Source organism: Limnobacter sp., from assembly GCF_043511195.1.
GTDB lineage: Bacteria > Pseudomonadota > Gammaproteobacteria > Burkholderiales > Burkholderiaceae_B > Limnobacter.
The window spans coordinates 352,102-365,036 of the sequence record NZ_CP121330.1; the positions used below are offsets into that span (position 1 = coordinate 352,102).

The window sequence follows — 12,935 nt, forward strand, 5'->3', positions numbered from 1 at the left end:
TACAATGACCCGCATTATCTCAGCAAATCTGAATGGAATTCGTTCTGCCCACACAAAAGGGTTTTTCGACTGGATGAACCAAAGCCAGGCCGATGTGGTGTGCGTGCAGGAGATCAAGGCGCACTTGGCCGATCTTGGGCCGGAACACCTGCAACCAGGGGACTACCAAGGCTACTTTCAGGCTGCAGAGAAAAAAGGCTACAGCGGAGTAGGCATTTACAGCAAAATCGAACCACTTAATGTGACTTATGGACTAGATAACGCCGAATTCGATGCTGAAGGCCGCATGGTCACCGCAGAATTCGAGAACATGATTGTGTCGTCCATCTACTTCCCGTCTGGCAGCAGCTCAGAGGAACGACAAGAAGCCAAATTCCGGTTTTTAGATCACTTTGCGCAAATTTTCGACGATTTTGAGAGCAAGAAGAAGCCTGTTGTTTTGTGTGGCGACTGGAATATTGCCCACAAGGAAATTGACCTGAAAAACTGGAAAGGCAACCTGAAAAACAGCGGCTTCACCCCTGAAGAACGCGCCTGGATTGGCGAGGTAATTGAAAATCGCGGATGGGTAGACGCTTACCGTGTGCTGTACCCAGAGGAAACCGAGGCTTGCTACACCTGGTGGAGCAACCGAGGGCAAGCTTATGCCAAGAATGTGGGGTGGCGAATTGATTACCAGATGGTGAGCCCCGCATTGCGTGACTTGATACGTGAAGTGAGTGTTTACAAGGGCCAGAAGTTTTCAGACCATGCACCGCTGATTGCGGATTACGATCACCCGCTGTAACGAGACCGGTCGATTAGGCTGATGATTCAGCCAACTCGGCAGTGGGATTGCTTGGGACGCACTTGAAGAAAACCGCCCCGTTTGGATTCAACCGCCACGGTCGGCCATAGGCCGGCACCGAGACTCGGCCCGCCCTTTTGCCGAGCGAGGTGAGTCAGGGTGAATCTCAAAAAGGGATTAAGCGGTTTTCAGTGCGAAACAGGCAACCCACGGCGAGTTGGCACGAAGCAGCAGCAACTCATGCCAAAGTGGTATTGATCACGCGCTCAGTTTCGCCTTCAAAATCTCATTCACCTGCGCCGGGTTGGCCTTTCCACGCGCGGCGCGCATGATCTGCCCAACCAAGAAGTTAAACGAGGCTTCTTTGCCTGCCTTGTACTCGGCCACAGGGCCGGGATGCGCAGCCAACACATCGTCAATCATTTTCTCGACAGCGCCTGAGTCGGAAATCTGCTCCAAACCTTCACCTTTGATACACGCATCCACGTCAGCGTACTTGCCTTCCCACAGGGCAGCAAACACCACTTTCGCAGTTTTGTTGTTCAGGGTTCCGTCTACCACGCGCTTCACCAAAGCAGCCATCAGGGCTGGCTCAATGGGTGATTCAGCAGGCGTTTTGTCTTCCCGATTCAGGTTGGCCGAAAACTCACCCAGCAACCAGTTCGCCAAGGGCTTTGCTTTGTCATTGCCTGCAACGGCCAAGGCCGCTTCAAAGTAATTGGTCATGGCCCGGCTGCCAGTGACGGTAACCGCATCGTATTCACTCAAACCCAAATCAGCGGTGTAACGCGCCTGTTTCTGGCCTGGCAATTCAGGCATTTCAGCGCGAACCTGCTCAACCCACTCCTGGGAAATCATCAGTGGAGGCAGATCAGGATCGGGGAAGTAACGGTAGTCTTCCGAATCTTCCTTGCTGCGCATGGAACGGGTTTCGTTGCGATCTGGATCGTAAAGTCGCGTTTCTTGCTTGATAACGCCGCCATCTTCGATGATTTCGATTTGACGCTGCGCTTCGAACAAAATGGCAGCCTGCAAGAACTTGAAACTGTTCAGGTTTTTGATTTCACAACGCGTACCCAGCTTGGTTTCGCCTTTGGGGCGAACCGACACGTTGGCGTCGCAGCGGAAGCTGCCTTCCTGCATATTGCCGTCGCAAATGCCCAGCCATGTGACCAGCGTGTGCAAAGTTTTTGCGTAGGCCACCGCTTCTTCGGCCGAGCGCATGTCGGGTTCGGTCACAATTTCGAGCAGCGGCGTACCAGCACGATTCAGGTCGATACCCGACTGGCCTGCAAAGTCTTCATGCAGGCTTTTGCCTGCGTCTTCTTCCAAATGGGCGCGCACCAGGCGCACGGTTTTCATTTGATCGCCCAGCAAAAAGCTGACTGTTCCGCCCTGCACCACAGGAATTTCAAACTGGCTGATTTGATAGCCTTTGGGCAAGTCGGGATAGAAATAGTTTTTACGCGCAAATATGGAGTGCTCGGCCACTTTGGCGCCCACGGCCAAACCAAACTGAATGGCACGCTGCACGGCGGCCTTGTTCATGACTGGCAAAACACCGGGCAAAGCCAAATCAACGGCACAGGCCTGTGCATTGGGCTCGGCACCAAAAGCGGTGCTAGCACCCGAGAAAATTTTTGATTCTGTTGTGAGCTGGGTGTGGGTTTCAAGACCCACCACAATTTCCCATTGCATGGTGTGATCCCTTTTTAAGACGGTGTACGAAGGTGCCAATCGGTAGCAAGCTGATAATGATCAGCCAATGCCAGCAATTCCCCTTCCTTGAAATAGTTGCCAATCAGCTGCATGCCCACGGGGCGGTTTTTGTCACCGAAGCCCACGGGCACACTCATGCCGGGCAAACCAGCCAGGCTGGTGCTCAGCGTGTAAATGTCGGCCAGGTACATTTGAACCGGGTCAGCCGACTTCTCGCCCAAATTCCACGCCACTGTGGGGCTGACCGGGCCAGCGATGAAATCACACTGCTGAAAGGCAGCCTGGAAGTCTTGCGCAATCAGGCGGCGAATTTTCTGGGCCTGCAAATAATACGCGTCGTAATAACCATGCGAAAGCACATAGGCACCCACCATGATGCGACGCTGTACTTCAAGGCCAAAACCTTCGCTGCGCGAATTCTCGTACATGGATTTCAAATCGGTGTAATCGGCCGCGCGGTGACCATAACGCACACCATCAAAACGCGACAGGTTGGAGCTGGCTTCGGCCGGGGCGATTACGTAGTACGCAGGAATGGACAATTCAGTGCGCGGCAGACTGATGTTCACCAGCATGGCGCCCATGGCTTCAAGCTGTTTCAGTGCAGCATCAATTGGCGCGCGTACATCGGCGGCCAAACCCTCGCCAAAAAATTCAGCGGGAAGGCCCACACGCACACCAGCCAGCGGTTTTGCGACATCGCCGTTTCTCAAGGCCTTGCCAAAACCGGCCGTGAAATCCTCTTGATCAACTGGACGCTGCACGCTGGTGCTGTCTTTCGCATCAAAGCCCACCATGGCATTGAGTACCAAGGCGCAATCGCGGGCGCTGTGGGCCATTGGGCCAGCTTGGTCCAGGCTGCTAGCGTAGGCGATCATGCCATAGCGGCTGCAACTGCCATAGGTGGGCTTGATGCCGGTGATGCCGCACAACGAGGCAGGTTGGCGAATAGAACCACCCGTGTCGGTGCCGGTTGTAAATGGCACCACACCAGCAGCCACGGCCACCGCCGAACCACCCGAGGAGCCACCGGGCACAGCCAGCGAGTCCCAAGGGTTCAAACACGGACCGTAGGCGCTTTTTTCGTTGGACGAACCCATTGCAAATTCATCGCAGTTCAATTTGCCAATGCTGACGGTTCCAGCAGCATTCAAGCGCGACACCACCTCGGCATCAAAGGGGCTTTGGTAACCTGCCAGCATTTTCGAGCCAGCCGTGCTGGTCCAGCCCTGTGTAACAAAAATGTCTTTGTGCGCAGTCGGAATACCCAGTAGCGCACCTTTTTCACCGGAAGCCAAACGCAAATCGGCAGCTTTGGCTTGTTCAAGGGTGAGGTCATCGCGAATGTCAACGAATGCGTTCAGACTGGATTGCTGACCCGCTTCGCGCAGGGCGTCGTGGGCCAGCTCAGTCGCGCTGGCTTTTTTCTCGTCCAGCAGGGTGCGCAGCGCGGAAATACTTTGAAGTTTGGAAGACATGCTTAAAACCACATTCCAATGTCAGATTTGCAAAATTAGGAGGTAAAACTTTTCAATGAACAATTATTCGATCACTTTGGGCACCAAAAACAAGCCTTTCTCGGCTGCTGGCGCGTTGGCCATGTTGGCAGTGCGGTTGTCTGCTTCTGTCACCAGGTCTTCGCGCAAGCGAAGCGCGATCGGCTGAATCAGCGAGATGGGATGCGCGAGTGGCTCAACACCTTCAGTGTTTTCACTGCTCAAGCGATCGGCCAATTGCATGATGTTGTTCAATTGTTGCTCAAGGGCCTGGGCTTGCTCGGGAGCCACTTTCAAGCGCGACAAGGCCGCAATTTTTGCAATTTGTCCGGAATCAAGGGACATAAATTTTCTCCGCCGACCAGCAGGCCTGAGCATCGCTTCTAAATGATGCAAAAGCCGCTTGGTGAAAGTCTGTGTTGATCAAAGTCTACTTATTTTATAGGTTATCATCGGTAGTTACGCCACTTGACAAGTGAAGTCCCATAAATAGTGGCGAACCGGACAACTTCTAGACAACTTTGAGCTTCGCGGGCTTGGCAGCTCTCCAACTACACGACACAGGTTAGAACATCACCATGTTTGGGTTTCTACGCAGCTACTTATCAAACGACTTGGCCATTGATTTGGGCACGGCCAACACGCTAATTTACGCCCGCACCAAAGGCATCGTTCTCGACGAGCCCTCCGTGGTTGCCATCCGCCAGGAAGGCGGCCCCAATGGCAAGAAAACCATCACTGCGGTTGGCCTTGAAGCCAAGCAAATGTTGGGTAAAGTGCCAGGCAACATCGAGGCCATTCGCCCCATGAAAGACGGCGTGATCGCCGATTTCACGGTGACTGAGCAAATGCTCAAGCAGTTCATCAAGATGGTTCACGAAAGCCGTCTGTTTTCTCCCAGCCCCAGAATAATCATTTGCGTGCCCTGCGGGTCGACGCAAGTTGAGCGCCGCGCCATTCGCGAAAGCGCATTGGGCGCAGGTGCATCCCAGGTTTACCTGATTGAAGAACCAATGGCTGCTGCAATTGGTGCAGGCCTGCCAGTTTCCGAAGCATCGGGCTCCATGGTGGTTGACATTGGCGGCGGCACCACCGAGGTGGGCATCATTTCCCTGGGTGGCATGGTGTACGCAGGCAGCGTGCGCGTGGGCGGCGACAAGTTCGACGAAGCCATCATCAGCTACATTCGCCGCAATTACGGCATGATGATCGGCGAACCCACAGCGGAAGCCATCAAGAAGCAAATCGGATCCGCCTTCCCCGGCTCGGAAGTGAAAGACATGGAAGTGACAGGCCGCAATTTGTCGGAAGGCATTCCACGCCGATTCACCATTTCTTCCAATGAAATTCTGGAAGCGCTGACCGAACCATTGAATGCAATCGTGTCCGCAGTGAAATCCGCACTGGAACAAACTCCACCAGAACTGGGCGCAGACATTGCCGAGCGCGGCATGATGCTGACCGGTGGTGGCGCCTTGTTGCGCGACCTGGACCGCTTGCTCATGGAAGAAACCGGCTTGCCTGTGCATGTGGCCGAAGACCCGCTGACTTGCGTGGTTCGTGGTTGCGGCCTTGCGCTGGAACGCATGGACAAGTTGGGCACCATTTTCACCAGTGAATAAATAGAGTACAAGCGGTTCGAACTCCGGCTTCTAACCCAGCCTAGCCTTGAACCGGCGACAAGCCTATGGAGTACACACCACCACCGTTGTTCAAACAAGGCCCATCCGCACGCGTGCGGCTGGCCTTTTTTGTCGCGCTCTCGGTGGGCCTGTTGTTTCTCGATTCGCGCTTTGCTGCCATGGAAGTGGTGCGCAAAGCGGTGGGCACCGTACTTTATCCATTACAAAAAATTGCAAGCCTGCCCATTGAGTGGAGCCAGGCCGGCATTGATTATGTGTCAACGCTCGACACGCTTCAATCCGAAAACAGAACCTTGATTCTCGAGCAACTTCAAGACAAACAAAGACTGCACGAACTGGAAACCCTGCGCCAGGAAAACGAGAAACTGCGCAAACTGATGAATGTGGGCAACACGCTGAAAGTGAAGCGCTCCATACTCAGTGAAATTGTCAGCGATGCACGCGATCCGTTTTCCCGAAAAATCATCATTGGGAAAGGTCTGATTCAGGGTGTGAAGGAAGGAATGCCTGTCATCGATGAACTGGGCTTGCTGGGGCAAGTCACCCGCGCATTTCCAAGCCGTGCCGAAGTCAGCCTGATCACAGACAAGGAACAGATCATACCGGTTGAAAACTTGCGCAATGGGATTCGCAGCGTGGCCTATGGCGGGCTGGACGGCGGTTTGCTTGAACTCCGATTCATGGCGGCCAACGCCGACATTGAGAACAACGATTTATTGGTGACCTCCGGGCTGGATGGGGTGTATCCCCGAGGCGTTCCGGTGGCACGAGTTATTCGCGTAGAACGCAATTCACTCTATGCCTTTGCCAGTATTTTCTGTGAACCCATCGCCGGTGTAGAACGCCACCGTTTTGTACTGGTACTGGACACATTCAGGGAAAAACCACCTGCCTTGCCCACGGCACCTCCCTCTGCGACCAACACGGAGGCTGGCAATGGCAATTAACCCGTTTGGCGACTCCGAGATTTTACGGCCAGTGAACCCATGGTTCATCACCTTCTCACTGCTGGCTGCAATGCTGTTCAAGTTTATTCCGATCGACAGAAACTGGATCACGCCCGATTTGTTGGCCTTGGTGTTGGTGTTCTGGAATATTCGTCAACCCCGACGAATTGGCATTGGTGTGGCTTGGTGTTTTGGTGCCGCAATTGATGTGCATTCAGCCAGCGTGTTTGGTGAACATGCCCTGGCCTACACCCTGCTTTCCTACTTCGCCATCACCATTCACCGGCGGGTGATGTGGTTCTCGCCAATGATGCAAGCGGCGCATATTTTTCCGTTGCTGTTGGCTGCGCAAGCAATTACCGTGGCCATTCGTGTCATGTTCGGCGGCACATTTCCGGGCACCTTGATATTTGCTGAAAGCGCGTTGACCGCTGCATTGTGGCCACTGACTCAATTCTTGCTGCTCGCACCACAGAAGCTTCCGGAAAACCGTGACAACGACCGCCCGATATGACCGAGTTTAACCACCCAGAACAAGCCATCAAACAGTTCCGGTTCCGGCTGTTTCTGGCTGGCCTCTTTGTGGTGTTGCTGTTTCTGGTGCTGGTGGCGCGCCTGCTTTGGCTTCAAGTGATCAGCTATGACAAATACCAATCCAAAGCCGAGGACAACCGAATCACCATTGTGCCGCTGGTGCCCAACCGCGGGCTGATTCTTGACCGCAACGGCGTGGTGCTGGCGAACAATTATTCAGCCTACACACTTGAAATCACCCCATCCAAAATCGACAACTTGAACGAGATGATTGATGAACTCGGCAAGATTGTTGAAATCTCCGCCCTGGATCGCAGACGATTCAAGAAACTGCGTGCTGAATCGAAACGATTTGAATCCATTCCGATTCGTACCCGCCTGACGGACGAAGAAGTGGCCCGGTTTGCGGTGCAAAGCTTCCGTTTTCCCGGCGTGGAAATTCGCGCTCGCCTTTTTAGACAATACCCATATGGCTCATATGCGGCGCACTTGCTGGGTTACATTGGTCGAATTTCGGCACGGGATCAAGACCGCATTGAAGAACTCGACCAAACAAACAACTACCGGGGCACGGCCTACATCGGCAAAGACGGTCTGGAAAAACGTTATGAAACGCAATTACACGGACGAACCGGCTTTGAAGAGGTAGAAACCTCGGCGGGTGGCCGAGCCGTTCGGGTGCTTTCACGCTCGCCCGCAGTGCCGGGTGAAAACCTGATGCTATCGATCGATATCCGCTTGCAAGAAGCCGCGGAGAAGGCATTGCAAGGCAAACGGGGGGCGCTGGTTGCCATCGATCCGCGCAATGGCGATATTCTGGCCATGGTAAGCGCCCCCAGTTTTGACCCCAATCTGTTTGTAGAAGGCATTGACTCTGAGAACTGGAAGCTACTGAATGAAAGCATCGATCGGCCTTTGTTAAACCGGCCATTGACAGGCACTTATCCGCCCGGCTCCACCTTCAAGCCCTTCATGGCGCTGGCCGCCCTGGAGCGCGGCTTTCGCACGGCATCCAGCACACTGCGCGACCCCGGTTACTTTGACTTCGGCTCGCGCCGATTCATGGATGACAAAATTGGCGGCCACGGTATGGTGGACATGTACAAATCAATTGCCGAGTCATGCAATACCTATTACTACATGCTGGGCAGTGAAATGGGTATCGACATCATTTCAGAATTCATGGGCCGCTTTGGTTTTGGTTCACGCACTGGTATTGATCTGGACGGAGAACGAACCGGTGTGTTGCCCTCACGGGAATGGAAAGTAGCTGCTTTTAAAAAAGCCGAGGCTCAACGCTGGTACTCGGGCGAAACCATTTCGGTGGCCATTGGCCAAGGCTACAACAACTACACACCGCTGCAATTGGCGCACGCCACAGCAGTGTTGGCCAGCGGCGGAATGAACGCAACACCCCGACTGGTGCGGGCTTTCCAAAACCCGGTGAGTGGACAAGTCACTGAAAAACCACTGGAAGCTTTTAAGCAACTCAACTTGCAACAACGGCATGTCGATACAGTCAAACTGGGCATGCGCGGCGCAGTGCTTGAAGGCACGGCACGGGGTGTTTTCAAGGACGTAAAATATGAGGTGGCGGGCAAAACAGGGACTGCGCAGGTGTTTGGACTGAAACAGGGCGAAACTTACAAAGACCGTGCCGCCTCGGCCGAACGCCTACGCGACCACGGCTGGTTTATTGCTTTTTCACCCATGGAACAACCCCGAATTGCCTTGGCTGCCATTGTTGAGAACGGCGGGTTTGGCAGTCAGTCTGCGGCCCCTGCGATCAAACAGGTACTCGATACTTTTTGGCGAATTGACGCGGAGAACGATCCCTCAATTGCTTTGCCAGCGCCCCAAGCTCCTGAACAGGCTGCAAACCTGGAGGCCTTGCCTTGAACCGAACCCGCGCCATTCAACGCGAACCGATTTGGCCGCGCATCAAACCATTCCTGACGGTATTTGACCCGGTGCTCAGCACCATTTTGCTGTCGCTGGTGGTGTTTGCGCTGATTACCCAATACAGTGCCGCTTTCGATTTCGAGGGCAGATTCATCGACCACTCCCGCAATCTTCTGATTGCATTCATGGTGATGTGGATCACTGCAAATTTGAAACCGCAGTTTTTGATGCGCATTGCCGTGCCGCTGTATGTGGTGGGGGTCATTTTGCTGATTGCCGTTGAACTGTTTGGCGACATCTCCAAAGGTGCGCAGCGTTGGCTTAACCTGGGTTTTATTCGAATTCAACCGTCAGAAATCATGAAAATTTCCATGCCGCTGATGTTGGCGTGGTTCTTTCAGCAGCGAGAAAACGTCTCTGGGTGGCGAGAATTCGCAGTGGCCTCGATTATTTTGGCCATCCCGGGCGTTTTGATTCTGAAACAGCCCGACTTGGGTACGGCGCTGCTGGTGTTGGGCTCGGGCTTCTTTGTCATTTTCTTCGCGGGCTTGTCCTGGAAAGTGCTGGCTTGGCTCACTGGTTTATTCTTGGCAAGCCTGCCCGTGTTCTGGACGCTGATGCACGATTACCAGCGTCAACGGGTACTTACCTTGCTCGACCCCACCCAAGATCCGCTTGGAAAAGGATTTCACATTATTCAGTCCACGGTGGCCGTGGGTTCGGGTGGGTTTACCGGCAAAGGATTCTTGCAAGGCACGCAAACCCACCTGGAATTTATTCCGGAACGCACCACTGACTTCATTTTCGCGGTGCTGGCAGAGGAGTTCGGCTTGTTGGGCTGCCTGGTGCTGTTGACACTTTATACCTGCCTGATTGTGCGGGGACTGGTGATTGCTGGCAACGCGCCCACGTTGTTCTCACGCCTGATGGCGGGATCCATGGCCCTGATTTTCTTCACCTATGCATTTGTGAACATTGGCATGGTCAGCGGTATTTTACCGGTGGTGGGTGTGCCGCTGCCCTTGATGAGCTACGGCGGAACCGCCATGGTGACCTTGGGCATGGGTGCAGGTATTTTGATGAGCATTCAAAATACCAAAAAACTGATTCAAACCTGAAGGCCTTGTCATGATTCAAGCCAGCAAAGCCTGGTTGCAAAACGCACTACCCGGAAAGTTTCAGCCCTTCACAGCGCGCTGGCGCGACGAGAACAGCGCCCCTGCCCAGCAATTCATTCCATGGATATTGAATGGCGAACACCTGGGTTTTTGGGACACCCAACACCAGACCACCTTTGACAAAGTGTTTCATGCTGCAGACCTTGCATGCACAAGCACCGCCCTTGGGATGAATTGCACAAGCACTGCCGGGCCACAGCTTCTTAGCGCGAAATTGGCCAGTGCAGGCAATATGCTCAAAGCCCTGGGCCTGGTACCAGGTTGGCGCAACGAGGAACAACTGCTACTGAGCCCACAAGGGCAGGTGCTGGCCACCGCCGAGCGGGCCTTGTTCAAGACACTGGGTTTGCGCAGCCGCGCGGTGCATGTTCATGTTGAAAACCACAACGGCTGCGTGTGGACAGGTGTGCGTTCGCTCACCAAACATGAAAACCCAGGGATGCTGGACAACCTGGCCGCTGGCGGTATTGCCAGTGCCGAAAGCGTTGAGCGCACCCTGTGGCGTGAACTTGATGAAGAGGCGGGGCTGAATTCAGACGATTTTGCCTGGATCAAACCTTTGGCCCCGCATGAACTGGTGTTAAGCCGCCCCTTGCTGTATGGTGGCTGGCATCACGAAACAGTCATTTTGTTTCATGGCCAGTTAAAGCGGGGTCGTCGCCCCGAAAACCGCGATGGCGAGGTAAGCGCCTTCCAGTTAATGTCGCCCAATGCCTGCGTCGAAGCAATCAATGCCTGGCAATTCACACCCGATGCAGCCCTGTGCTGCGCGCTGGCGCTGAATGCCACCAAATAAATACGAAAGGAACAAACATGTTGTTGGGTTTAAAAGCCGCCACGTACCGGATTGGTACCACTGTGCTGCTGGATCAGGTTGATTTTTCAATTGAAGAACGTGAACGCGTGGCCTTGGTAGGCCGCAACGGCACGGGCAAAAGTACTTTGTTCCGGATTTTGACTGGCGAAACCACCCCTGAAGACGGCTTGGTGATCAAGCAAGACGGCATTCGCATGACCTGCCTTGAACAGGCTGTACCGCAAGAACACGATGACACTATTTTTGATGTGGTGGCGCAGGGTTTTGGGGAGCTGGGCAAACACATCAGTATCAGCCGCACACTGGGCCCACTGGATCATGACTCGCTAACACCGGAGCAAGCGAAAACACTGGAGAATGCTCAACACGAATTGGGCGAGCACCACGGCTGGCATCTAGAAAGTGAAGTAGACCAAATGCTTTCCCGCATGAAGTTGCCTCCTGATTTGCCATTCGCCAAGTTGTCGGGCGGCATGAAGCGCAAGGTGATGCTGGCCAAAGCCATGGTGAGCAGCCCCGATGTGCTGCTGCTGGACGAGCCCACCAACCACCTGGACATTCCCAGCATTGAATTGCTGGAGGAACAAATTCGTCAGTTCAAGGGGGCGGTGATTTTCGTAAGCCACGATCGTTCCTTCATGCGCAAGCTGGCCACCCGCGTGTGCGACCTGGACCGCGGCATGCTGAAAAGCTGGTCAGGTGGCTACGAAGGCTTTTTGAAAGGCAAAGCTGAATTTTTGCATGCGCAGGAAAAAGCCAATGCGCTGTTCGATAAAAAGCTGGCTGAAGAAGAGGTTTGGATTCGCCGTGGAATTGAGGCACGCCGTACCCGCAACGAAGGCCGCGTGCGCGCATTAATGGACATGCGCAAACAGTTTTCAGACCGCCGCAACATTGTGGGCACTGCCAAGGTACAGGTACAGGAAGCCGAGCGCAGTGGCAAACTGGTCGCCGAACTGACCGACATCAACAAGCAATTGGGCGACTTGCCAATTTTACGCAATTTCACCAACACCATTTTGCGTGGTGAAAAAATTGGTTTTCTGGGCCCAAACGGTATTGGCAAAACCACTGCCCTGAAGGTGTTACTGGGGCAGCTACCCCCTGACTCGGGCCACATTAAGTTGGGCACAAAACTGGAAATTGCTTACTTTGACCAGTTGCGCAGTCAGTTCAACGAAGAAGACACTGCGGTAGAAATTATTGGTGCCGGCAAAGAGTTCATTACCATTGATGGGCAGGCCAAGCATGTAATTGGCTATTTGCAGGACTTTTTATTCACACCCGACCGCGCGCGCCAACCGGTGCGAAGTTTGTCGGGCGGCGAGCGTGCGCGGCTTATTCTGGCCCAGTTGTTTTCAACACCCTCGAACGTGATGGTGCTCGACGAGCCGACCAACGACCTGGACATTGAAACGCTTGAGTTGCTGGAAGAAAAGCTGATGGCTTACCAAGGCACACTGATTTTGGTCAGCCACGACCGGGAATTTTTGAACCAGATTGTCACCCGTTGCCTGGTATTTGAAGGCGATGGCGTGGTGGGTGATTACGTGGGGGGCTATGACGATTGGTTGCGCCAGCGCACCACTGACCCCTGGGCCAATGTGGGTAAGGCCATTACCCCGAGTGCAGCATCGGTAGCAACGCCCCCTACCCCGGCTGCACCCACTGCACCCACTGCCACCAAAAAAACCAAAAAACTGGGATACAAGGAACAACGCGAGCTGGAAATGCTGCCCGCCTTGATCGAGAAACTTGAAACGGAACAGGAAGCGTTGGTTGCCAAAATTGGCGACCCCAATTTTTACCAGCAAGATGCCGGCGTGGTGACTGCTGCGCAAGCCCGCATGGTGACACTTGAAAACGAACTTTTGGCAGCCTATGCCCGTTGGGAAGAACTGGACGGCTGAGG

General features: G+C 54.0%; 11 protein-coding genes. 8 read left to right on the top strand and 3 right to left on the bottom strand.

The genetic code is table 11. The annotated features are described in order from the left end of the window. Positions 1–4: 4 nt before the first annotated feature. Positions 5–787: an exodeoxyribonuclease III gene (locus tag P0D43_RS01785; RefSeq protein WP_159569068.1), complete on the top strand. Its 783-nt coding sequence runs from the start codon at positions 5–7 to the stop codon at positions 785–787. A gap of 258 nt (positions 788–1,045) precedes the next feature. Here P0D43_RS01785 and gatB read toward each other — a convergent pair whose 3' ends face one another. The 3 genes from gatB to gatC all read right to left on the bottom strand — a co-directional run bounded on the left by gatB (position 1,046) and on the right by gatC (position 4,347). Next, entirely contained in the window at positions 1,046–2,485 is a 1,440-nt protein-coding gene (gene gatB / locus P0D43_RS01790) for an Asp-tRNA(Asn)/Glu-tRNA(Gln) amidotransferase subunit GatB (protein WP_394673083.1), read from the bottom strand. A gap of 14 nt (positions 2,486–2,499) precedes the next feature. Next, complete coding sequence (gene gatA, locus P0D43_RS01795) at positions 2,500–3,984, bottom strand: Asp-tRNA(Asn)/Glu-tRNA(Gln) amidotransferase subunit GatA (RefSeq protein WP_159569070.1); 1,485 nt, start codon at positions 3,982–3,984, stop codon at positions 2,500–2,502. A gap of 63 nt (positions 3,985–4,047) precedes the next feature. Beyond that, the gene (gatC, locus tag P0D43_RS01800) at positions 4,048–4,347 is read right to left on the bottom strand and encodes an Asp-tRNA(Asn)/Glu-tRNA(Gln) amidotransferase subunit GatC (RefSeq protein ID WP_159569071.1); all 300 of its coding nucleotides are present in this window, start codon (positions 4,345–4,347) and stop codon (positions 4,048–4,050) included. Positions 4,348–4,580: 233 nt separating this feature from the next. Between gatC and P0D43_RS01805 the strand changes: the two genes are divergently transcribed. The 7 genes from P0D43_RS01805 (at position 4,581) to P0D43_RS01835 (ending at position 12,933) form a co-directional block, all read left to right on the top strand. Then, entirely contained in the window at positions 4,581–5,624 is a 1,044-nt protein-coding gene (locus tag P0D43_RS01805) for a rod shape-determining protein (RefSeq protein WP_008248080.1), read from the top strand. Between the two features lie 65 nt (positions 5,625–5,689). Further along, positions 5,690–6,592 carry a rod shape-determining protein MreC gene (mreC, locus tag P0D43_RS01810; protein ID WP_394673084.1) on the top strand — a complete coding sequence of 301 codons (903 nt, stop codon included), beginning with the start codon at positions 5,690–5,692 and terminating at the stop codon, positions 6,590–6,592. Then, positions 6,582–7,106 carry a rod shape-determining protein MreD gene (gene mreD / locus P0D43_RS01815; RefSeq protein WP_159569072.1) on the top strand — a complete coding sequence of 175 codons (525 nt, stop codon included), beginning with the start codon at positions 6,582–6,584 and terminating at the stop codon, positions 7,104–7,106. The genes mreC and mreD overlap by 11 nt, the downstream gene beginning before the upstream one ends. Continuing rightward, positions 7,103–9,025, top strand: coding sequence for a penicillin-binding protein 2 (mrdA, locus tag P0D43_RS01820; protein ID WP_341236700.1), 1,923 nt, complete (start codon positions 7,103–7,105; stop codon positions 9,023–9,025). The genes mreD and mrdA overlap by 4 nt, the downstream gene beginning before the upstream one ends. Next, positions 9,022–10,146 carry a rod shape-determining protein RodA gene (rodA, locus tag P0D43_RS01825; protein WP_159569074.1) on the top strand — a complete coding sequence of 375 codons (1,125 nt, stop codon included), beginning with the start codon at positions 9,022–9,024 and terminating at the stop codon, positions 10,144–10,146. The genes mrdA and rodA overlap by 4 nt, the downstream gene beginning before the upstream one ends. Positions 10,147–10,156: 10 nt before the next feature. After that, positions 10,157–11,002 carry an NUDIX domain-containing protein gene (locus tag P0D43_RS01830; protein ID WP_341236701.1) on the top strand — a complete coding sequence of 282 codons (846 nt, stop codon included), beginning with the start codon at positions 10,157–10,159 and terminating at the stop codon, positions 11,000–11,002. Between the two features lie 17 nt (positions 11,003–11,019). Then, positions 11,020–12,933, top strand: coding sequence for an ATP-binding cassette domain-containing protein (locus P0D43_RS01835; protein ID WP_159569076.1), 1,914 nt, complete (start codon positions 11,020–11,022; stop codon positions 12,931–12,933). Positions 12,934–12,935 lie beyond the last annotated feature (2 nt).